The sequence below is a fragment of the Flavobacterium sp. UBA2787 genome, from assembly GCA_002352205.1.
In the GTDB taxonomy this organism is placed as follows: domain Bacteria; phylum Bacteroidota; class Bacteroidia; order Flavobacteriales; family Flavobacteriaceae; genus Flavobacterium.
Map to the genome: position 1 here is coordinate 81678 of DEHZ01000001.1, position 23216 is coordinate 104893.

16 protein-coding genes are annotated in these 23216 nt (G+C 33.7%); all 16 read right to left on the minus strand.

The features are described from left to right. Positions 1 to 100: 100 nt before the first annotated feature. Entirely contained in the window at positions 101 to 1138 is a 1038-nt protein-coding gene (locus B4N66_RS00360; protein WP_291091593.1) for a hemin-degrading factor, read from the minus strand. 15 nt (positions 1139 to 1153) lie between these two features. Beyond that, entirely contained in the window at positions 1154 to 1930 is a 777-nt protein-coding gene (locus B4N66_RS00365; RefSeq protein WP_291091595.1) for a heme ABC transporter ATP-binding protein, read from the minus strand. Beyond that, positions 1927 to 2961 (minus strand): FecCD family ABC transporter permease, encoded by a 1035-nt coding sequence (locus tag B4N66_RS00370; RefSeq protein WP_291091597.1) that lies wholly within the window; start codon positions 2959 to 2961, stop codon positions 1927 to 1929. Before B4N66_RS00370 ends, B4N66_RS00365 begins: the two co-directional genes overlap by 4 nt. Beyond that, the gene (locus tag B4N66_RS00375; protein ID WP_291091599.1) at positions 2951 to 3784 is read right to left on the minus strand and encodes a heme/hemin ABC transporter substrate-binding protein; all 834 of its coding nucleotides are present in this window, start codon (positions 3782 to 3784) and stop codon (positions 2951 to 2953) included. Before B4N66_RS00375 ends, B4N66_RS00370 begins: the two co-directional genes overlap by 11 nt. A gap of 128 nt (positions 3785 to 3912) precedes the next feature. Then, positions 3913 to 4995 carry an HmuY family protein gene (locus B4N66_RS00380; protein ID WP_291091601.1) on the minus strand — a complete coding sequence of 361 codons (1083 nt, stop codon included), beginning with the start codon at positions 4993 to 4995 and terminating at the stop codon, positions 3913 to 3915. Positions 4996 to 5014: 19 nt separating this feature from the next. Next, complete coding sequence (locus B4N66_RS00385; RefSeq protein ID WP_291091603.1) at positions 5015 to 7123, minus strand: TonB-dependent receptor plug domain-containing protein; 2109 nt, start codon at positions 7121 to 7123, stop codon at positions 5015 to 5017. Between the two features lie 673 nt (positions 7124 to 7796). After that, positions 7797 to 8732, minus strand: a complete 936-nt coding sequence (gene ctlX / locus B4N66_RS00390; RefSeq protein ID WP_291091605.1) for a citrulline utilization hydrolase CtlX — start codon at positions 8730 to 8732, stop codon at positions 7797 to 7799. A gap of 55 nt (positions 8733 to 8787) precedes the next feature. After that, positions 8788 to 9705: a dimethylarginine dimethylaminohydrolase family protein gene (locus B4N66_RS00395; RefSeq protein WP_291091607.1), complete on the minus strand. Its 918-nt coding sequence runs from the start codon at positions 9703 to 9705 to the stop codon at positions 8788 to 8790. A gap of 84 nt (positions 9706 to 9789) precedes the next feature. Further along, positions 9790 to 10260, minus strand: a complete 471-nt coding sequence (locus tag B4N66_RS00400; RefSeq protein WP_291091609.1) for a hypothetical protein — start codon at positions 10258 to 10260, stop codon at positions 9790 to 9792. Further along, a complete protein-coding gene (locus tag B4N66_RS00405) occupies positions 10257 to 11324 on the minus strand; it encodes a lipid II:glycine glycyltransferase FemX (RefSeq protein ID WP_291091611.1) in 1068 nt (355 codons plus the stop codon). The genes B4N66_RS00400 and B4N66_RS00405 overlap by 4 nt, the downstream gene beginning before the upstream one ends. After that, the gene (locus tag B4N66_RS00410) at positions 11324 to 12943 is read right to left on the minus strand and encodes a hypothetical protein (protein ID WP_291091613.1); all 1620 of its coding nucleotides are present in this window, start codon (positions 12941 to 12943) and stop codon (positions 11324 to 11326) included. Before B4N66_RS00410 ends, B4N66_RS00405 begins: the two co-directional genes overlap by 1 nt. A gap of 130 nt (positions 12944 to 13073) precedes the next feature. Beyond that, the gene (locus B4N66_RS00415) at positions 13074 to 15311 is read right to left on the minus strand and encodes a C25 family cysteine peptidase (protein ID WP_291091615.1); all 2238 of its coding nucleotides are present in this window, start codon (positions 15309 to 15311) and stop codon (positions 13074 to 13076) included. 177 nt (positions 15312 to 15488) lie between these two features. Further along, the gene (locus tag B4N66_RS00420) at positions 15489 to 16772 is read right to left on the minus strand and encodes a citrate synthase (RefSeq protein WP_291091617.1); all 1284 of its coding nucleotides are present in this window, start codon (positions 16770 to 16772) and stop codon (positions 15489 to 15491) included. 197 nt (positions 16773 to 16969) lie between these two features. After that, positions 16970 to 20215 (minus strand): T9SS type A sorting domain-containing protein, encoded by a 3246-nt coding sequence (locus tag B4N66_RS00425; protein WP_291091618.1) that lies wholly within the window; start codon positions 20213 to 20215, stop codon positions 16970 to 16972. Positions 20216 to 20309: 94 nt separating this feature from the next. Continuing rightward, on the minus strand, positions 20310 to 21071 hold the full coding sequence (locus B4N66_RS00430) for a LytR/AlgR family response regulator transcription factor (protein WP_291091620.1): 762 nt from the start codon (positions 21069 to 21071) through the stop codon (positions 20310 to 20312). 57 nt (positions 21072 to 21128) lie between these two features. After that, positions 21129 to 23096 (minus strand): tetratricopeptide repeat-containing sensor histidine kinase, encoded by a 1968-nt coding sequence (locus tag B4N66_RS00435; protein WP_291091622.1) that lies wholly within the window; start codon positions 23094 to 23096, stop codon positions 21129 to 21131. Positions 23097 to 23216 lie beyond the last annotated feature (120 nt).

Here is a 23216-nt window from a genome sequence, read left to right on the forward strand (position 1 = left end):
TTCAAAAAAAATCTAAAATTTCATTTATATAGCATCAAAAAAAAGCCCAAATACTTTTAATATGATTTGGGCTATAACTAAACTTATTAAAATTACCCCATTACAACCCTGCCACAATTTCTCTCCATCCTTCCAATTCAGGAATGCCCGGTTTGCGTTTTCCAAAAAACTGAACGATGATTTCGCCTTTATCATTAAACACCTCAACAGCTGTAACTACGCCATCTTCAGTAGGTTTTCTAACGATATACGTTTGTGCAATTTTTGACATATCTAAATGTAAATTGAAATCAGGATCCATCACATTATACCACGTTCCGTGCCACATTGTTTTGCGAACAGTTCCAGTGTGAATTTGAATATTTCCACGATTTCCAACAAAAACCATAATAGGTAATTTTTGTTTCGCCGCTTCTTCCAATAAGGTAACGATGACTTCTTTTTCTACTTTTTTAGCAAAATAATCGTTCGGAGCCAAACGTAAAGCTTGTGTTCTGGTTACTCCGAATTTTTTCAACATTCCAAAAAATTCGTGCGTGTCTTTCAACTCAATCCAGGCTTTTTGAAATCCTTCAACATCAATTTCTGAGTCTGGTTTTTCGGTAGGCAGTATTGTAACTTCAGTAGAAGTTTCAGTCGTTTCTTGATTTTCTGATTTGTATTTTTCAACCAAAGCATCAAAAGCCGATCCGTTGCTGTCGGGAGTTAAATAGATTTTGTGAATCGCCAAACCATCCTTCCCAAAAAATTGTAAACTTTTGCGAGTTCCATGTTCAGATGTTTCGCTTACAGCATAGGCTTTATCCCAAGCGGAAAGAAAAATTCGCAAATCAATATCTTCACCTACAAATAATCCTGCGTGTGGACTACTGAAATCCGGATTCAAGTAAATTCCTTTGCGTTCGTGTACACATTCTTCGTTACGCGTCAAAGCCATCACTTTTCCTAAGCTTTCGATTTCGGATAAAATGGATGAAAATTCCGGTTTCAAACGAGTGACTGTTTCACCGATTTGTGTTGCAACTAATTCCGCTTCGCTCACGCCTAATTGCTCGGCAGCATTTCTAATTCTTAAGTTGGGATTGCTTGCTTTTAAAGCTTCCCATTGATTTTTTAATGTTGTTTCTGTTGTATTCATTTTTGTATGATTGTATTAAGTTCCAAATAAAATTAACGGATTTTGATTGATGGGATTAGTGCAAATTGTACACGGAAAATTATACACCTTGCTGATGTTTTCGCCTGTAAAAACGTCGGTTGGTTTTCCTTGACAAAAGACTTTTCCTTTTTTCATCATTATAATATGTGTGGCAAATTGAGCTGCCAAATTTAAATCGTGCAACACCACTACGGCTGTGTTTGCTTTTTGAGTAAATGTTCGGATGGATTGCATCACGGTATGTTGATGCAACACATCTAAATTGTTGAGCGGCTCATCTAGAAATAATAATTTATGAGCAACTTCGTTGTCTAATTGCGTGAGTACACGAGCCAAATGTACTCGCTGTTTTTCACCACCCGAAAGTGTGTTGTAACTTCGTTTGGCGAATGGAATTACATCGGTTTCAACCATTGCTTTTTCAACCGCAGTATTATCTTCTTTGGAGGGAACGGATTCAAAATACGGATACCTTCCCATCAAAACCACTTCTTCCACCGTAAGCGGAATATCGTGATTGTATTGTTGTGAAAACTTGGCTTTGTGAAGGGGTAATAACTTATGATCCCACTCTTCAAACGTTTTCTTTTTAAAAAAAATAGGTTCTTCGTTATCGGTCATTTCATTAGCCAACATTGATAATAAAGTAGATTTTCCGGCACCATTTGGACCAACAATTACAACCAATTCGCCATAATTAACATCCACATCAATGTTTTGAAGAATCGCCACTTTTTTGTGAGCATACGATATTTTGCGAGCAACTATCATACAATTGATTTTTTATTTTTGATTAAAATAAGAATAAAAACCGGTGCTCCTAACATCGCTGTTAAAATGCCGATTGGAATTTCTGATGGTGCTACAATTGTTCGGCTAATGGTGTCCGCAACAACTAATAAAATACTACCAAAAACAGCCGATAAAGGTAAAATCAATTGATAATTGGATTTAAAAATCAACCGTAAAATATACGGAATTACCAATCCTACAAAACCAATTGTGCCTGAAAAAGCTACTGTCGTTCCCACCATCAAAGCGGTAAAAACTACAATTTGCTTTTTTATTTTTTCCACCGGAATACCTAAATGTTTTGCATCATTTTCGCCTAACATCAAAGCATTTAATGATTTTCCTTTTCCTAATAAAAAGAAATAAGAGATCAATAAAACTACTAAAAGTAAACCGTTTTTCATCCAAGTTGCTCCGGCCAAACTTCCTAAATTCCAAAACGTTAAATCGCGAAGTTGTTCTTCTTTTGAGATGTAAATTAAAAATCCGGTGAAAGCAAATCCGATGGCTGTAATGGCAACTCCGGTAAGCAACATCATAACCACATTGGTTTTTCCGTTGACGGTGGCAATTTTATACACAATTAACATCGTGAGTAAAGAGCCTAAAAACGCCATCAAACTCAACAAATAAAAATGTAAACTTTCCGGAATGAAGGCTTTTAAAACACCGCCCAAAACAATGGAAGTTGCGGCGAATAAAGTCGCTCCCGAGGTAATCCCAATTAAATCGGGAGTTGCTAATGGATTTTTAAACATTCCTTGCATACACGTTCCCGAAACGGATAACATACTGCCAATGAGAATACCCATCACAATTCGTGGTAAGCGTAAATCAAATAAAATGTACTGATCGGCTTCTGAGACTTCCGTGGAAGAAACGAAGAAACTTTTCAGGATGGAAAAAACGTCTGTTTCAAATTCATACACACCTACAAATAAAGATACGGTTGCCAAAATAATCAGCAACAAAATACTTAAAAGCAGGTAGGTAACGAGTTTATTTGGCATTTCCTGAAATTAATTGATTAAGTTCTACTACGCCTTCGCCAACTCTTGGCCCGAAACCGGAGAGTAATGCACCGTCCATTGCGATAATATTTTTATTTTTTCCGGCTTTGGTTTTAGCTAAACCTTCAATTTTTAAAGCTCCTTCTACTCCGCCTAAACTTTGTAAACCGGAATCAAAAAAGAGAATATAATCAGGATTATTAGCTAACAAAGCTTCGGGTGTTAAAGGTTTAAAATCATCAAATCCATTCACAGCGTTTTGTCCTCCGGCTAAAGCAATCATTTTATCAACCGGTGTGTTCTTCCCGGCCACCATTAATGTTCCGGCACCACGAGCATAAACAAACAATACTTTTGGTTTAGTCGGAATTGCTTTTGCGGTTTTTACTTTCTTATCAATTGACGACTGTAAAGCAGCAAATTTTTTTTCGCCTAAAACAATCGCCACTTCTTGAATCAAGTTTTTAGTTCCTTGAATCGAAAATTCTTGTTTAAAAATATGTGTTTTAACACCGGAAGCTTTCAATTTGGCAGCTAAATCGGGGTTCATATCTTTTTCTGTTGCTAAAATCAAGGTTGGTTTTAATGCCATAATCGATTCGATGGAAAGCGTTCGCACGTGACCTAAATCTTTTACTTTTAAAGTGGTTGGAAACGTACTGGTGACATCGGTTGCCACAATTTTATCTTGATGACCAAGAGCACAAACCATCTCGGTGATGGCTCCATTTAAGGTGATAATTCGTGATTGATTTTGTTGATTTTCATTTGAAAAAGCAACTATACCAATCAAACAAAAAAGAAATGTGATTGTATTTTTCATAGTTTTTGACTTTAAGTATTTTTTTGAAATCATTAAGAAATTAAGGTTCATTAAGTTATTATTTGTTTAAGAAAACCGAGCCGTTTTACCAGCCCGATTATCCATACAAACAAAAAACTCAGTAATTATTAGTTCAATATTTCATATTCAAAAACCGGGAAACCTCTTTCTCCTGCATCATTGGTTAACGATAAAAAGCGAAGTTTGTAAATGTTTCCTTCCACATCTTTCACTATATAAAAACGATCGTCTCTGATGCTTGGCAATGCTCCAGGACCACCACCCAATCTCCAATTTGCACCAATAACTCTTTGGTCTGTGGCCGAAACAGTGAATGAAGATTCGATTACATCTGCTAAACCGAAAGTGTCATACGCTACATCAGCTGTTAAAAGTTCATAAACTGTTGTTCCTCCTTTTACGTTTGTCGTAATAAAATCAGCATAACCATAAGTTACATCAGCTCCCATATAAGGGAAATAGTTGGTGAAAGTTGTGAAATTCAAATCCCATTTGTTTTTCTCAGGTTGAGCAGCAACTTCTTGTCCGCTAACTAAACTGAAGAATGAAAAATGAAACGCTGTATTTTTAGAAATGGTCACCGTTGAATGTGTGGTTGCACCTAAATCGGCATATTGCAACACGTAGTTATCTCCACTTCTGGTAATTCTGATTTTTTTCCAACCTCTTGGATCTCCGTCGGTGGCAACAGCACCAAGGTTTGGCGTAGTAGTTCCGGCTTTAAAACCTAAGTTTACCAAATATACTTTGTTATCTGCATCGTTGGCAGAAATTTCGGCAATGGCTGTTCCTACTCCAGCTCCCGCACCTTCTAAAATTCCGGTTGGATTGTCAACATAACCTAACGAAGCTAAGGTTGAAAAACCTACAGAAACCGATGCATCTTCCGTTTGAACCTCATCGATATTGGTTGTATTCAACTGTTTTACAGCCATTTTTAATGAACCGTTTATAGCTACTCTAAATGCTGAGCCTGAAGAAAAACCTAAATCCCAAGATTCTCTTGCAACAGAAGTTTTGGTTGATGTACTTAAATCGACATACAATTGATTTTGTTGGTTAGGGCCTCCTGTTGAAGCTTCAATTACAGCTTCTGAAATCGGTGGAACATAAGGTGTGCCTTCATCATCGCTTGAACAAGATGCAAGTGATAAAACACTAAGTGATAAAATAAAAAATCCTTTTTTCATTGTGATTGATTTTATAAAATTAAAAATTGAGGTTATACGTAAGTTTGGTAAAATAACTGGTTCCGTAAGCCAGTAAAATTTGAGAGGAAACGGAATGTCCGCCACCTTGATTTAGATTAGTTTGATTGATGTCGGTTATGTTGAATAAATTTCGTGCTCCGATGGTGAGTTCTAATTTTTCATTGAAAAAATTCTTTTGAATGGAAGCATCCAACCAATTATACGATTCAATATCAGACAAAATATAACCTTGTTGACCCACTACAAATTGTTGCGTTTTTCCGGTGAATTTGTAATATAAGGAAGCAATGGTATTCCACTTTTCAATGTTGTATGAAACACTGCTATTCAGGTTGAATGAATAAAGGTATTTGTCGTCTGAAGTAAATTCGCCATCATCAATCAAACGGGAAATTCCCACTAAAGAGGCTCCTAAATTGAATCGCCATTGGTTGTATTCCAATTGATTATTCGTAGAAACATTCCACATATTGTATTTGTTGATGTTGATGTATTGGTACATTGGATTATTGGTGGTTTCATCAAAACCGATTAAAGCCATATCGATTCTGTCTTTGATATCCATAAAACTGGCAATCAAATTTGTTGAAACAGCCACATCGGAACCAAAAGAAAATCGCTTTTTTACACTTGCTTCGTAGGAATTACTTACTTCGGGAGTTAAGTTTTCATTACCGACAAAAAAGTGTCCGGAGAAAATCATTTCGTTAAACATTTCTTCAAAATTGGGCGTTCGGAATGATTTTCCAACAGAAGCCCGTATTTCTAAATTGTCCTTAAATAATTGTCTGGCACCTAAAGAAAGAGCATATTGATTGTCGAATTTGGATTGAAAAGAGTAACGTGCTCCCGGACGAAGTGAAAAAGTAGAGGAAAGTTTAACTTCGGAAACCGCAAAAATATCATAATTGTCGATTCGTTCACGGATGGTTTTGGTGGTGTTATTTTCTCCTTCTATTAATGAAAAACCGTAATTATTGACTAGTTCATAACCCAATTGTAAATCGAATTTGTCATTGTTAAAAAAGTTGCTGAAGTTTCCGATTGAATACAAGACTTCCATCGATTGATCTTTGAATTCATTGTTGTTCATTTCGTTTCTTGCTGAAATATTATACCTGAATTCTTCAAATAATCTTTCTTGTAATTGATGCGAAACTGAAATATTGTAATTTACTTTGGAAAATAATTTTCCAACCGCATTCAAATGATGGTAAAATCGATTGGTAAAATAGCGGATGTCATCGCCGTACTTATAAGCTCCTAACTGATTACTGAAACCGGATTGAACGACACTATTGAAAAAATCAACTTGTTCATCCAAATATTCAAATTTGTAAAACGCTTGAAAATTACCTTTTCTAAAACTGACTAAAGCGGTTGAATTCCACTGCTCTTTTGGTAGCCAACGATAACCTCTTTGTCCATCGTTTTCAGAATGATTTTTTCCTTTTTGCTCATTTAAAAATCCCTGAAAATCATTGCGATTCACGCCAATACTGGCAAACCATTTATCTGAAATGTTATGAGCTACTTTCAGGTTTTGAATGTGTCTTCCTTTATCAAACCATTCGTATTCGTTGCCAATGGTTTCTTCTTGCAGCGTTGTGCTGATTGCCCATTTGTGTGTATTGCTTTTTTTGGTGATGATATTTAAAATTCCGGAAACGGCATTGGCTCCGTGTGTTACTCCCATTGAACCTTCGATGATTTCAATTCGTTCGATGTCGTTGAGGTTAATTTGTGATAAATCGACATTGTTACCAAATCCGGCTTCGTTGACTAGCGGAATGTTATCTACTAAAATTTTGAAATATTGTGCGTCTAATCCAAACATCGAAACAGTTGAACGGCCGGTGCTGCTACTTGGTCTTACAGTAATGTTTAAATATTGATTTAGCACATCGCCCAAATTGTTTGCAGCAAGGTTTTTAATATCTTGACTTGTTATAACACGAACGTTATGAACCGATTTTTTTAGTGATTGCGGTTCAAATTGACCAGTGACAACAACATCGGCTAAAGCGATTGTTTTGGTGGTGTCAATTGCTTGTGCCCAACTTGAAGAAGCATATAAAAAGAATAAAATGGGGATTAAATTTCTCACTATTAAGATTGTTTCTAAATAATATTGGGCAAATATATATGTTATTTTTATTTATTCTAAATAAACATAGTATTTTTTTATGTTAATTATTTTAAACAATTGATTGTCAAAAGATAATCGGAAATTGCTTTATGTATTTATTATTTATCATTCTAATCTGTTTTAAATAGCACACGGATTTGATAGATATAATAATTTTAGCTGATTGATAGCTTCGCCATAAAACGATTTGGATGGATTCGTTTAGGGTAGCATTTTCATTTTATTGAGAATTTTGATTAATCTTTATGGAGATTCCTCCTTCGTCGGAATGACAAGATGATGTGAAAATTGGGACAAAATTCTTTTCTCACGGAGAACATTGAAAGGATTCCTAAGGAAAGACAAGATTGTGTGAAAACTGAGTCAGAGACTGAAAACTGACTACTGCTCCCCTAGCCCCGATTGAAATGGAAAGCCTTGTGATGGATTGTTGTATTTTTTCTTGGCAAAAAAAAGCGACCAAAGGAAGCTCTTTTTTTGACTTAGAAAAAAACAACAAGACAAACAAGCTTGGAATGGAAAGCGGGAATAGCTTCTGAAAAAAGTTAAAAGTTGGGAGTTGGGAGAAAAAAAAGCTTTGTCAAAGTTTGGAGTTTTGACAAAGCTGATGTGGAATTATAAATTTATGTTTTTATGCTTGCGGAAGAAAAACCTCAGCCATCATACAGCGGGCACTTCCGCCGCCGCAGGCTTCGATGGTGTCGAGGCTCGAGGAGATTATTTCGCAGTGTTCTTCAATTTTGTGAAGTTGGGCTTTGGTCAGACTTTGGTGAGCGGAATTGCTCATAACCAAATAGCGTTTGTTGTCTTTTCCTTTGACTTGCAACATATTTCCGGCGAAGTTGTTCACTTGGTCTTCGGTGATGAGGATGATGTCTTTTCCGTCGGCACGCAGGTTGTCGAGCACCATTTTGCGTTCTTTTTTATCGTCGATGCAGTCGGCACAAATCACGGCAAAGGTTTCGGCCAGACACATCATTACGTTGGTGTGGTAAATGTGTTTTCGCTCGCCATTGACGGTTTGATAGGCTTCGAAAATAACAGGAGCCAAATCGAAATCTTCGCAAAATTCGATGAATAATTCTTCGTCAGCACGAGGCGAAAGTGCACAATAAGCTTTGGCATTGTCGCGGTCTAAGAGGATGCTTCCGGTGCCTTCGAGGAAAAATCCGTCTTCTTCGGCAGAAGTGTAATCCATAATTTCGTTGACCACAAATCCACGATCTTCGATGATGTCAAGGATATCTTCTCTTCGCTCCAAACGACGGTTTTCGGCAAACATTGGGTACAAGGTTACATCGCCATTTTCGTGAAAGGAAATCCAGTTGTTTGGAAAAATACTGTCGGGCGTATCGGGATCAAGTGTATCATCTACGACAATTACGTTAACGCCCACTTTTTGCAATTTTTCTACAAACGCATCAAACTCTTGCTGAGCTTTGGCATTCACAGTGGCTGGAGTTGTATTGTCTAATACTTTTTGATAATAATTATTGACGGCCGTTTGCTCATTCATTCGGAAGGCAACGGGACGGATCATTAGAATTGAGTTTGTAGTTTGATTCATAGTTTTTTTGTTTCAGGTTTCAAGTTTCAGGTTGTTTAGTGCTATAAACCTGCTGTTATTTATCTCTTACTAATGGAAGTGTCGAACATCTTAAAAGTCCTTCTTGCTTTGCGATTTCGGCGTATGGAATTTCTTCGACGGTGAAGCCATTTTCACGAAGCCAATTGTTTAAGCGGGTAAAATTTCGTTCAGAAACCACCACATCGGGTGCAATGGAAAACACGTTGGAATTCATATGATACATTTCATCTCGCGTGATGTGAAATAAATTATCTTTTCCGAAAAGGTTCACTAAAAACATATAATCAGCTTCTTCACGGAAACCGCTTTTGTAGATAATTCCTTTGTCTTTTCCCACGGGTTGAAAACAACAATCGAGGTGCAACGCATTGTCACGAGCTTCTATTTTTGACTTAACTAAATCGAAATCTTTTACTTTTTTGTGCGGAAATAATTGTTTGATATATTCCACGCCTTGCCAGTTAGTTCGAGCTGTGATGTAATCTTTGTAATCGGAACCTTTGTATGTTCCGATGAAAATATAATCGTTCCATAACATTACATCACCACCTTCAATATGGACTTCTTCGGGTGGGCGAACGACTTTTTTTGGATCGATGTGATCGATAACATATTGAATGGCATCGAGTTCTTTTTCTCTGTCGGGAAGAATATTGGCTTTGATGAAAATATCATCGATGACAAAACCGATGTCACGACTGAAAATTTGGTTGTAATTATTGATGATATCCGGTCTGAAAACTTCTACATCGTATTTTTTGAATACTTGATTAAACGCTTCCATTTCGGTAATCATATCGGATTCAATGGGATAGGTTCCCGCTAAAATGTGTTCGAGTGATTTTGGGTCATAGGCTTCGTCGGCAGTTGGAGTTGGTCCGTTGCTAACAGCAGTTCCTAGGACCACGGCCCTTAATCGGGAAGTTTCGTTTTGAATGTTGAGTGGTAACATAAAGTTGAAATTGGCTTTTGACAAAGATAAAAAAAGGGTTTCAAAAGCAATAGTTATTGTGAAATTAATAGTTTTATAAAATGCTTATTGTGAATTATTCAATTTTACATTGTAGTAAAACCATAAGAACCTTTTAGCTTGAACTCTTTTATGTAATTTAAAGCCGGCTTTTTCAATTCCTCTTATAGAACTTGTATTGTCTGTATTGACAACTATAAAAACTTCTTTACTTATTTTTAAAACATCTCTAGCAATGTAATTTATCACAAACGGGTAAATTGATTTTCCTTTATATTCATTTATAGTTGAACACTCTCCAATTGCTGGTCCTTTTTTATTGATTATAGCAAGCAGATTAAGCTTTTTAAAAAGAAAGCTTTTGTGTACATATACATTATTAATTCTAATAAAATATTTGGATTTATTATCATTAATTTTTTCCATTTCAATCTTAAAATCAAGGGAAGGAAATTGAACAAAAAAATCGGGTGTCATATAATATAATAAGACATCAATTTTTTTAATTTTTAAATAAGGTTTAATTTTTTTTATCATTTTCTCTTTAAAAATTTTAAAAGCGAAGAAATTTTCTTCTTTTTCTTTTTTAAATGCTTTTCAAGCATTTGATAAAGTTTAAAATAGTTTGAATTTATTACCCAATGATATTGACCACCTTTAAAGTAAAATTGTTCTGTGTTAAAACTATTTTTAAACTCAAAAACACCTTTAGAACCACCAAGAGATATGTTGTAACCCGAATGATTTTCATTTAATGAAAGTTTAATTGCCTCCCATTGTAAAAAATGACCTGCTAAAAGATCAGGTTTTTCTCTTTTTGTTCCTCCTAAAATATAAGTATAATAATTCCCTGATTTGATTAATAATATTGAACCTTTAATTTGGTTTTCTTTTCGAACTACAAGAATTTTTAATACATTTTTCTTCTGAAGTTCAAACAATGTGGTTTTTATATCATTCCAATCTCTTATGCTGTAATTTGCCGATTTTGCATTTTCCAAGTATAATCGATAAGCTTCTTCAATCTGTTGGTTTGTTTCGATGATTTCAAACTGCAAATCTTTTCTATACGAACTTCTGATATCTCGTCTGACAGAAGATTTTAAAGAATTTAATTTTGATTCTTCATTATACGATTTTAAATCTACCCAATTTAATCCATTGGTAGAATACACATATTTAAAAACATGACCTTTTTGGGCGGATTTTAAAGACGAGAGATTATCAATTGCTGATAATGTATGTAAATTTTGAGTTTCGGTTATTGGAATATTTATATGGCAGTAACATGTTTTATGATATTTTGCCCTTGTATTAGTCGCTTCAATTAATTCATTTAAACATTCTTCATACCCCAAACTAACAATTGGTCCGTAAGGAATAATGTAAAATTTAAAAACGAATGCTTTGGCAATAACAGCGGCGAAACCTCCAATAATTTTGTCATTATCGAGTAATATCCCAATTTCAAAATCAAAACCGTATGAATAAAAGGACTTATTCCAATCAGAAAGTAATAAATGAGAGCCTCGATCCTCATTTATTACATAAGAATCCCATTTATCTAGCCAAAGTTTGTCTTTTGAAAAAACAATTTCCATTAATTCACAATTCTGTATAGTAAATCATTTGAATTTGAAACAACAATTTTTCCATCCAAATCAATATTTAAAACGGTTTTTTCAAATTTAGATAAATAATTTACTAATTCGATTAAAGTTGGATTCCAAATTTCATCATCTTTAATTTTTTTACCTAAATAAGAGAAATTTTCTGCTACTTCATCATCAATTTGATTTGGCTCTTTAAAAATTCTACCAGTATGATACTTCATTGGAACAGCAAAATACGTGTGAGCTATAAATATTCCCTTTTCATTTATTAGTTTTATGATATTTTCTTTATGTAAAGCCTTTTTAAAATCGACCATTTCTAAAGTTTGAAAAACATAAAATTCATTGTTAACTAGTTTATGTTTGAAAAAAAGCGGAGAATAGTTTGCGTATTTATATGTTTTATTTTTATTAGATTTCCAAAACAGAAAAACCTTTATAATAGGAAAAAACAGACTCAAAACACAATTAACAAACGTAAATAAAGACTTAAACTTTCTTTGATAAAAAAAACGTTTAAAACTTCCAGCTGTTTTTCCATATTTAAGAATCAAATTTCTATCTGCATAAAAATGAAATATTATGTTTTTAATCATCATTCCAAGTCTATCTTTAATAGAGTAATCTTTAATCCCTTTTAGGAAACTAATTAGAGTAAAATCATTTCTGTTTAACTGATTAATCACTCCTCTTGTAGCAGTTCCTGAATCGATGTAATTCCAAAGTATTTTGATTTTTTTTTGTGTCAGATTATTGGAAAAATCTTTGGAATCAATTTTAGTATTATGATACAAACTAAAATTATAAGGTTGGTATCCATGATCTATCCATGTTGACACTTCATCAAATGGTGGTTGAAAATTAAAAAAGTCTGCTAAACTTTCATCTAACGGTTTCAATGATTGTGATAAAGAATGATAAGCCAATTCATGTCCGTCTTCTTTCCAAAGTAATAGCTCTTCTGAGTTATTTTCAAAGGAAGCATTATCTTCTCTTTTTGAAAAATGATTAAGAAAAAAACCTTTTGTAACCTTTATATTGTTTTCTTTAAAAAATATTCTTTGTAACCGAATACTCTCTAATGTGTCAAAATCACAATGATCTGTAAAACTCACAATGGCAGAAAATGGAATTTTCGATCGACTAAATTCGATTGCATAATGTTGTGAAAAAAGTAATGTGGGTTGAATAAAAAAATCAAACGAATTGTTCGCCTGAACAATTTTTTTTGAATTTTCTTTTCCTTTATATTCCGTTAAAGGATTTGAGTTTTCAGGATTAAAGTGCCAAATAAGTTTTTTTGGATTAGATGGATTGACTTCCCATATTCCAAAATTGATATTTGGTTGTATATAATATCCATTTTCTAATATAATAATCTTTGGACAAAATTCATTTGCAATTCTATCCTGATTACATCTTACCCAGGTATAATCATGATTTCTGAAGGAAATGATAGGTATTTTAAATGCTATACAAATAGAAAAAGATTGTGATTTGAAAGCATCAAATTCATTACTATCAAATGCCAATTTGTTAGAGATAATTTCTTTCTGAATAGACTTTTTATCTCCATTTTTTGAAACGAAATATACAGATTCAATCATATTCAAGTAAGAAATTTGAAAACGTAAAAATACATTTTATCGCTTAACTATTGCCAAAAAAATAAATTTTAAAAGAATCGAATAAAAAAAGCTCCCAAAAAAGGAGCTTTTAAAAAAATTTAAAATAAGTTTATTTCACCACAATTTTTTTTTTTTTCTGCAAATCACCGCTCTGAATTGTCAAGACATAAATTCCTGATAAAAGATTTTGTACTGAGATACTGTAATTCGTATCAAGAGAAACGTTTTCATAATTCGCTAACATTCTGCCATTTAAATCAAACAATTTTAAAGTAGCAAATCCTAAATCAGCACGATTGCTTTTAATATTGATAACATCCTTGGCAGGGTTTGGATATATTGAAAATCCATTATCAAAATCGGAAACGGAAAGAGTCTCATTCACATCAATTTCACCTCGATACGGAGTCATATTGGGTTTAGTAAGTGTTACTTTTACAACTTCCTCTGAACTAAACGAAGCCAAATCAATTTCTATTTCATTATTAATCATTATTCCATCATACAAAATGATATTGTTTTGGGTAAGGGTTACATTTGCATCGGTTACGTTACTCCCAACAGAAATTACACCACCATTAATAGAAATTTCTTCCGGATGAATTGCAGTAATTGCCTCCGAAACCTGATTGCGGAAGACAACCGTTGGATCGCCAAAAAACACCCACGTTTGCATTACTTCAATCGCAGTATTGCTTTGATTATACGCTTCCAACATACTTAATTGACCATTGTAGAACAAACCACCCAAGGTTGTCATTCGAGTATTTTCATCACTTTGAATAATCAATTCTGTCATTTCGTCTTGGGTTTGCATCGGTTCAGCCCAAGCCATGAGAATGGAAGAACCGCAACTGGCAATGGCTCCGGTGATGTCACTACCTTGTTTGGCACACAACAATGACTCACATAAAGAAGTATTTCCTACAAAGGTTCCGTTATTACAAGCTACCGAAACCACAAATGGATATTTTCCTGAATTGGTTAACTGATTTACAGAACTGTTTGTAAAATCTCCGGTACTTACGCCTTCTGTCCAACCATGACCGGTATAATTCATCAAACCGGCTCCTTGATTGAGTGCGTTTACAATCATTGATGAGGATGGATTTCCCGGACTATCTCCTTCTCCCTGTGAACCTTCGTAAAATTCATGAACGGTATTGTATCCGAATGCCTGTAGTTTCGTTTTAATATTTCTAAGATGCTGCCAATCAGCTTCTCCGTCATCGCCATATCCGTATCCTTCATTAGAACCTATTCCGATAGCATTTGTCATCCAAGCTCCAGAAAAAGGACTAATTTCATATTCTAAGGTTCGGTTTACCATGGTTAGCACTTGAGCTAAGTTACCTGAAAATCGTCCGACAAACAATTCAGGATAAAAATCCGTTCCTTCTAACTGTCCGTAAAAAGAGTCGCTGTATAAATTCTCTTCACCGTTGAATCCATAATTGTGAGTAGGTAGTTGTTCATGATCACCTATTAGTAATACATAAACCAAATCAGGATTAGCTTGGTATTGGGTTTGGACCAAGCTTTTAATATCAAAAGAGGAAATTATGCCCGATTGAGTCAACTCGATAATACTGGTGTTTATTCCTTTTTCTTTTTTCCAGTTGGCTAATGATTCAACCACATTGCGATAAGCTGGTGGACAAACAATTAGAAGATGCCCTTGTTCTAGCATGCTTTGGTATTGAACTGCATTCGCATAATGATTTTGATAAAACGGAGCAAAAACCTCATCTCTTTTTGGAGAAGAAACAGAACGTTCATTCAAGCCAATTTCGTTTGGTTGATGAATAATTTTTGCGGTTACATTATGATAAATGCGTAATGTTTTAGTAATGGGATTGTATTGAAAAGGATAAAACGTCACAGTCACTCCTCGAGTTTGTCTAAAAATATAAGGTGTTCCTAGTTGAGCTAACGTTCCCGGAAAGAATGTATCTTGATTAAATACTTCACCTTTTGTGTAAGGAATAGTCTCCGGATTAATGTTTCGTTTTAAACTTCCTTTGGATGGTAAAACTTCCACATTGGTGTACTCCTCAAAACTGTCATAACTAATTTCTAATGAAAATGCACCTGAATCGGGCACTTGCAATGACTCAGAAAACATCGGTAATGACGGTGCATCTTTTTGCAACATCAATATACTACTGAGAGCTGAGAAATCTTCATAGTTTTGTCCTTCTACCGTTTTTTGTTGGCTAATGTAAGCCGGCAAACGTAAAGATAATTCCAAAGGCTCGTTAGCTAAATTTTTAACTTCAAATGTTTGGGCTGAGCAGAAAAAAATACTGCTAAAAAGGATTAAGAAGAGTACGTAATTTTTTTTCATATAAATTTCCAACTGAATTGTTCATTTTAAAGCACTTACAAATATATTTAAAAGAGTGATAGGTTTAACAAATGAAAAGAAATTATGGAAATATAAGTCTAAGATAGATTTGTTAAAAAACAAAAAAGCTTTCCAAATTTGGGAAAGCTTCTTTTAAAATCATTCAATTTTGATTCTTTATCTCTTTTCTATCGGAACAAAATCTCTCAACGGAGAACCTACATACACTTGACGAGGTCTTCCTATTGGTTCTTTGTTCACACGCATTTCTTTCCATTGTGCAATCCAGCCCGGTAAACGACCGATGGCAAACATTACCGTGAACATTTCAGATGGAATTCCTAATGCTCGGTAAATGATTCCTGAATAGAAATCGACGTTTGGATATAAGTTTCTTGATTTAAAGTATTCGTCTTCTAACGCAACTTTTTCTAATTTTTTAGCGATATCTAATAAAGGATCATCAATTCCTAATGAATTTAAAACATCATCAGCCGCTTTTTTGATGATTTTTGCTCTTGGATCAAAGTTTTTGTACACTCTGTGACCAAATCCCATCAAACGGAATGAATCGTCTTTATCTTTTGCTTTTAGTACATATTTATCTACATCACCACCATTTTTGTGAATTTCTTCCAACATTTCTAAAACAGCTTGATTAGCTCCACCGTGAAGTGGTCCCCAAAGTGCAGAAACTCCGGCAGCAATAGACGCAAATAATCCCGCGTGTGATGATCCTACTATTCGTACGGTTGAAGTAGAACAGTTTTGTTCGTGATCAGCATGTAGAATGAATAATTTATCTAAGGCTTGAACAACTGTTTGATCAATTTTGTATGGGCCGGTTGGTAATTCATACATTAAATGCATAAAATTCTCTACATATCCTTTTGTATTATCATAGTAATTTAATGGATAGCCCATTGATTTACGGTATGTCCAAGTAGCAATTACTAAAAATTTGCCCATAGTTTTGCAAACCGCTTCATACATCTCTTTTTCGTTATGAGGGTTAACCGACTTTGGATTAAAAGCAGTTAACGCACTAGTCAAAGAAGCTAAAACGCCCATTGGGTGAGCTGTTTTTGGGAAACCGTCGATGATGTTTTTCATCTCTTCGTTTACCAATGTATATTTACGAATATCGTTTTCGAATTTTTCTAATTGGGTTTTAGTTGGTAATTCACCAAAAATCAACAAATAAGAAACTTCAAGGAAGTCTGCTTTTTCGGCTAATTCTTCGATAGAATAACCACGATAGCGAAGAATTCCTTCTTCACCATCTAGAAAGGTAATTTCACTTTTACAAGAACCTGAATTTTTGTATCCCGGATCTAGCGTAATCGCACCGGTTAAAGCACGTAATTGTTCGATGTCGATAGCAGCTTCATTTTCACTTCCTACGATTACAGGAAACTCATATTCTTTGCCATCGAATTTTAATATTGCAGTTTTTGACATGATTTTATAATAAATTTATGGGTATAAATAATGTTTGTTGCGAAATTACGAAATAAAGTAGGATTGTTAAAATTTTATTCGAAACGATTTCGTTAAATTTAGTATAAATATTGCTAATTTCCTATAGCTATAGGGAAAACAAAAAACTCACGCATGAAAATACGTGAGTTTTTCTAACTAAAATTAATTTAAACCACTTATTCTTTAATTAATTTTTCTACTTTACTTCCTTTATCAGTATTAATTTTTATAAAATACATTCCGTTTGCTCGTGATGATAAATTTAATTCGGAAGTGATATCATTCACCAATTGCGTTTGCAATAATCTTCCTTGAATATCATACAATTCAATGGTTTTGATGGTTGAATTGTTTTTGATGGTTATATTAACGATATCTTTTACGGGATTTGGATAGATGGTTATCAAATTTTCTAAAATTGGATTTACAACACTTAAAGCTTCAAATAATGTTTTAGCCTCGTTAGTTGTAATCGGATAGTTGTAATCAAAATAGATATTCGCTTTACTTTTTACGAAATCACCATTAATCAGTGTGTTTTTTGAATTCATCACTAGTAAAATGTTTCCATGACCACCTGAATCTAAATAAATGTTGTTAAAAATAAACTCGGCTTTATTTCCTCTTACTTGTGCTCGCATATCATGAGAACTTTCTAAAACTTTTAAACTGGAAACATCATAGTTAGTTTCATCAATATCCATTACTACAACGATATTCTCGGCATAAAAATTTCCTGTATTTTCAAATTGGATTACATAGTGCAATTCCTCTCCAATTAAATCCGGGCTTACTACATCGCCTTCGATACAAGTTATATCATTCGGGTCATACGCACCCACAACTACTTGATTTAAAATAAACGTGTTATCAATTACATTCTCGTCTCCTGTTTGTGGCGTAATTATGGAAGTAAAAGTCAACACATCATCAATATTTACCGGATTTTCAGCATCAGTAGGGGCATTAATTAAAAATGTAACTATGATGCTTCTACTTTCAAAAGGCAATAAATCTTCATAACTCCAATTTACAGCTCCTTCAATTTGACTTTCAGGAGTTTGAGTAGCAGAAATAAAACTCATAAGGTGTTGATTATAGAAAAAGCTTAAACCATAGTCTTGCGATAAAATTGTATTACCTTTATTTCTGTAAACTAATTGATAAGTCGCATTAAATCCGGGACGTGCAGGTATTAATGGTGCAATAACTACTTCTAAATCAGGATGAGTTCCGCTTGGTGTAATGCAAAAGTTTACTATTTCTTGGCTTCCATCAACCAAGGGAAAATTAACTGTGGAACTAGTTGGCGTAACTGTAAAATAACTTGGGTTTTCAAGTTGAGCATTCAATGTAAAAGCTCCTGCTTGTGTATAAAATAGATAATTTCCTTCGTCATTGCTAAAAGATGCTCCTTCTTGTGTTCCATCATTTAGTACAATTTTTGTAAAACGAGTAATATCACCTTCACCACAGCCATCATTATTAAAATCATAGGTTACTGTTCCTGAAATAATGTTGTTTCCTTCTGAACTAAATGAACAATAAGAATTAACAATAATGTCTTCGGCATTTTGAAACATATTAAGGAAATCAATATAACTACTAACGTTAAAATCATCTGCACATATTAATTCTAATGCAGTTGTGTTAATTATTTCGTTGTTTTCCCATTCTCCTAAGCCTAAATAGATATTACCTGGAACGCCATTTTTAACGTTCAAAGAGGTAAGGTTGGGTGTATTGGAGCAAAAGAACTCAAAACCACCAAAAGTTTGACTCAAATCAATATGACTCAGAGTGGTATTGCTCAGGTTTAACATCACAATATTATTTAAATCGACCAAAGTTGCTTCTGTGAGTGGATTATTTTCTAAGTAAAGATTAACCATAAAATGCAAACCCGTTGTATTGATAGTTGTGATTTGATTTATTCGTGCATCGAAAGTTCTTAGGTAAATAAAACTATTCAATCCTGTTAAATCGGCAATTACTGCGTTGGAAACAGTAAGTGAACCTACTGCTCTTGCTTCGCTTATTTGAATTTCCCCATCATCATTGGCATCAACTTTTATATTTTGCCAAGAAAGATTTTGTGCTATAGAATTAGTAACATCGGCTTCCAAAATTTTAGCTTTAAAATTGGCATCCGGTATAAAAACAATTTCTTCATCGCCGGCTTCCACTCTTAATTGAAAACTTGAATAGGTAGCTTCACACCCTTGAACTCCATCTGAGTTATTCGTTGCACCAATATAAACTGTTTGCGGGTTTGACACATTAACATAAGCTGATAAATTTGCACCTGATGAACCTAAATCATTTATTCCATTTATAGCATCACTTTCTGTTAAATAGAATTTTACGTCAATTGTTCCGCTTTCTTGGTTAGGTAGAATGATAAATTCACCCATAGCAACTTCCTGAACTAAATCAAATGAAGCTGTTCCCGTAAAATCAATTCCTTGATAGGCTACAAGATCCGGAATAGTGTAAACTACTGGCTTTCTTTTAACACTTAGTAAAAGTTGTGTGTAACCTACTTCATTTGTAGCAATGTTTTGCACCCTACAATATACAACCCAGCCCATTCCACCTGCTATGTAATTGGCTGTATCTAAAATAGGACTTATGTTATTTAGTGCGTTTTGTTGCGTGCTATGAAATGAAAAAGTATATTCACTAGGATTTAAATCACCCAGAACAGTTGGAATAGCAGTCTCTAAATCAAAAACGACTAAACCGTTTGAATTGTCATCACAAATATATTGTGTGATACTAGATGGAATAGGCAAATCACCATCTGTATTATAAATTATAAAACTAGTTATTTCAAAGCAACCCGTAGAACTATCAACGACTCTTACCCAGATTGTTTGAGAAGGAGATTGAGAAAAATAAGATGTTGGATTAGCTAGCTGATTAGCAAAATTTGCTGCGTCTTGATTTGTTTCAAAAAAAGCCAATTCATACCCTGTACTGGCACCCAAAATAATAGGTTCGTTCACTGTTAAATCAAAGAAACCGGACGAACTGAATAAATTAATTGGCTCATTTATCACTACCGGAGGATGGGCTACTAAATTGACTGTGTAATAGAAAAAATCAGCACTATTTTCAATATTTTCTAATCGAACATGAATGGTTTGGGGATTAGAAATATTTGTATAATCTGTATAAGAAATAATTGGATTTTCACGATCCAATAATTCCTGTTCAGTTTCATAAAATGCAATCGCATGTGTGGAAGGGGTTGTTCCAGACAATGTATACGCTTCAAAAGCAAAAACTAAATTAAATTCAGCAGTACCATTACCAATTGTATCACAAGCAGTAATAGGAGTCAATTCGTCTTGAGCACTTAGTAACGAAGACAAACTCAAGAAAATTAGTATTAGAAATGAATGTAGAAATTTTTTCATGATCGTTTTAATTTGAAAATTTATTTAGCTAATTTAATTTATGTTTTTAGTTTAAAAATCGATTAATGAGTATCTAGTGGTTTTGAATTAGAATTTAAAATGATTTCAATAACTCTTGCAATCGTTCTTTTTTTCGTTGTGAAATAGGAAGATTACTATTATCTGCCATCACCACATAACCGCCGTCTTTTTTGATATACGATTTCAAATAAGCCAAATTGATTAAATGCGATTGATGAATGCGTTCAAAACCATGTTCTGTTAACAATTCTTCATATTCTTTCAAGGTTTTGGAAATCAAAATCGGTTTATTGTTTTTGATATAAAACTTGGTGTAATTGTCTTCGCTTTCACATCGAATAATATCGCTGATTTCAAACAAATGAATTCCGTCTGAAGTGGAGAGTGCAATTCGTTTGAAATTATCTACTTTTCTGCGAATGTTCTCCAATAACAAATCAATGTGAGCATAGTTATCACTTTGGGATAAAACCTGATTAATCTTTCCAATCACTTTTTGCAATTCATCCGGATCAACGGGTTTTAATAAAAAATCTAATGCACTAAACCGAAATGCTTTAATGGCATATTGTTCGTGAGCCGTTATAAACACCACTTGCGAAGTGATTTTTCCGTTAAGTTCCGCCAATTGTTCCAACACATCAAAACCGGTTCCGTCTGTTAATTGAATATCTAAGAACAAAACTTGCGGTTTCAATCGGTTAATGGTTTCCACACCGGATTGCACACTATCTGCTTCTCCTATTATTGAAATATCAGGAGCATATCGCGAAAGCATTTGTCGCATTCCGGCTCTCAAGTTGGCATCGTCGTCTATTAATATGGCTGTTGTCATGATTAAATTGCAAGTTTCAAGTTTAAGGTTTCAAGTTAAAACACAAACCGTTTATTGTTATTTTATATATTGGATTGGTAAATTCAGTACGACTTTTGTGCCTTGAATTTCTCCTAAATCATTTCTTATTTCTTTAATTTCCACTTTGGCTTTTTGAGCGGTAGATGCTTCCATCATTTCTAATCGTTTTTTGGTAATATCCAATGCCATCGATTTATGAATAGCTACCAAATTTTCTTTGATTTCTTTGGATTTATCAAACCCGATTCCATCATCCAAAATAGTGCAAACCAGATTATCTTTTTCTATCGAAAAATCAACCGAAATTGTTCCGTTCTCTTTTTTAGGAATTAAGCCGTGAATAATGGCATTTTCCACAAATGGTTGTAATAATAAAGGTGGTAAAGCCATATCATCTTCTATTTCCAGACTTTTTGATATGTTAAATTCAAAAACATTATTAAAACGAAGTTGTTCTAATTCTAAATAGTTTTGCAAACTTTCAATTTCTTTATCAATCGGAATGAGTGACTCTTTGGAGTATTCTAAAGTCAATCGCATTAATTTGGAAAATTTTGATAAGTATTTGATAGCCGAATCTGTTCCGTTTTGAACAATAAAACTCGAGATGGATCCCAAACAATTAAAAACAAAATGCGGATTCATTTGAAGATGTAACGCTTTTTGCTCATATTCTGCCAATTCTTTTTGTAATGTTAAGTTTTTCTTTAACTGAATACGATTGTAAATCAAAAAAGCAATTCCCAACAAAAGCAATACAAACAAGGCTATAAAAATGGTTTGTAAAGTTTGTCTTTTAGATTTTTCGGTTAAAAGTAATGCTTTCTTTTCTTGCTCTTTTTTCTTGATGGCTTCTTTCTTTTCAAATTCATAATTCATTTCGGCTTGCACACTCTTTCTGATGTTTTCGTGATTAATCAAGCTGTCTTGTGCTGTTTTATATAATTTGAAATGTTTGAACGCTTCTGCAGGCTGGTTGAGTTTTTCATAAATAGAACTCATTAATTTTTCTGCTAAAGCTCTTCCTTCCAGAACATTAAGTTGTTTGGATAATTCAGCTGCTTTTTGAGCATGTTTCAACGCTTCATTCCAATTATTTTGTTCATAAAAATAGTCTCCCATGAACAGATACGTGTCGGATTTTCCGAATTTATCATCAATTAAATCGAATGATTGTAAAGCCAAATTCCAACTTTCCAATGCTTTTTCTGAAGTTGAATTTTTCTTATAAAGCAACCCTAAGTTATTATACAATTCACCTAAACCACGCGGATTAGGAAATTTTTCAAAATAGTATTTTGCTTTCGTATAATAATCTTCTGCTTCTTTGAGGTTATTTTGTTTTAATTGTAGATTACCAATGTTTGTTAACGTTATTCCGACCGTTGGATCACCTAATTTTTCTTGAATTTTTTGAGCTTTGCTAAAATAATCCAACGCTTTAAAATCTTCGTTTTGGGCTCGGTAAACAATTCCAATATTATTATAAACCCGTGCTAATTTTTCTTGTTCTTTTGTTTCTTCATAAATGGAAACGGCTTTAAGGTGATGTTGAAGTGCTCTTGCATAATTACTTTGTTCCGAAAAAACTACTCCCATACTTCCATACACTCTGGCTAACCCGTTTTTAAGTTTAAGATTATCTTTTAAATTAACAGCAAGCTCGTTTTCATAAATCAATTTTGCTTGGGAAAAAAAATCTAACGCCTCGGGATAATTTCCTGTAATAATTTTGGTAATTCCCAAATTAAGCAAAGCAGTTCCTTCTTCTGTCTGATAGTTAATTTTTTTTGCTAACACTAATGCTTTACTAGCATATTCATTCATCAAAACCGGATTACTGCTTTTATAATAATCAGCAATCTCATTGAGAAGTTGCACCTTTTCAATGTCATTTTTTGTTTGATTCAAGACATTCTTTAAACTGTCTCCTACTTTATTTTGTCCGAAAACAAATGTAAAACTACAACAATATAAAAAGAATAAAAGGTATAACTTCTTCATACACATTATTTGATAAACAAATATAAGTTATCCTTTTTGAAGTTAATCCGTAAATGAGTAATTGTGGGTTTTGAATGAGAATCTGAAATAAAATCATAAAAAAAACCTCCGATTTCTCGG

Excerpts from the sequence above, each read along its gene's own strand:
- B4N66_RS00360 (WP_291091593.1), bottom strand. The coding sequence starts at position 1,138 with ATGAATACAACAGAAACAACATTAAAAAATCAATGGGAAGCTTTAAAA.
- B4N66_RS00365 (WP_291091595.1), bottom strand. The coding sequence starts at position 1,930 with ATGATAGTTGCTCGCAAAATATCGTATGCTCACAAAAAAGTGGCGATT.
- B4N66_RS00370 (WP_291091597.1), bottom strand. The coding sequence starts at position 2,961 with ATGCCAAATAAACTCGTTACCTACCTGCTTTTAAGTATTTTGTTGCTG.
- B4N66_RS00375 (WP_291091599.1), bottom strand. The coding sequence starts at position 3,784 with ATGAAAAATACAATCACATTTCTTTTTTGTTTGATTGGTATAGTTGCT.
- B4N66_RS00380 (WP_291091601.1), bottom strand. The coding sequence starts at position 4,995 with ATGAAAAAAGGATTTTTTATTTTATCACTTAGTGTTTTATCACTTGCA.
- ctlX (WP_291091605.1), bottom strand. The coding sequence starts at position 8,732 with ATGAATCAAACTACAAACTCAATTCTAATGATCCGTCCCGTTGCCTTC.
- B4N66_RS00395 (WP_291091607.1), bottom strand. The coding sequence starts at position 9,705 with ATGTTACCACTCAACATTCAAAACGAAACTTCCCGATTAAGGGCCGTG.
- B4N66_RS00400 (WP_291091609.1), bottom strand. The coding sequence starts at position 10,260 with ATGATAAAAAAAATTAAACCTTATTTAAAAATTAAAAAAATTGATGTC.
- B4N66_RS00405 (WP_291091611.1), bottom strand. The coding sequence starts at position 11,324 with ATGGAAATTGTTTTTTCAAAAGACAAACTTTGGCTAGATAAATGGGAT.
- B4N66_RS00410 (WP_291091613.1), bottom strand. The coding sequence starts at position 12,943 with ATGATTGAATCTGTATATTTCGTTTCAAAAAATGGAGATAAAAAGTCT.
- B4N66_RS00415 (WP_291091615.1), bottom strand. The coding sequence starts at position 15,311 with ATGAAAAAAAATTACGTACTCTTCTTAATCCTTTTTAGCAGTATTTTT.
- B4N66_RS00420 (WP_291091617.1), bottom strand. The coding sequence starts at position 16,772 with ATGTCAAAAACTGCAATATTAAAATTCGATGGCAAAGAATATGAGTTT.
- B4N66_RS00425 (WP_291091618.1), bottom strand. The coding sequence starts at position 20,215 with ATGAAAAAATTTCTACATTCATTTCTAATACTAATTTTCTTGAGTTTG.
- B4N66_RS00430 (WP_291091620.1), bottom strand. The coding sequence starts at position 21,071 with ATGACAACAGCCATATTAATAGACGACGATGCCAACTTGAGAGCCGGA.
- B4N66_RS00435 (WP_291091622.1), bottom strand. The coding sequence starts at position 23,096 with ATGAAGAAGTTATACCTTTTATTCTTTTTATATTGTTGTAGTTTTACA.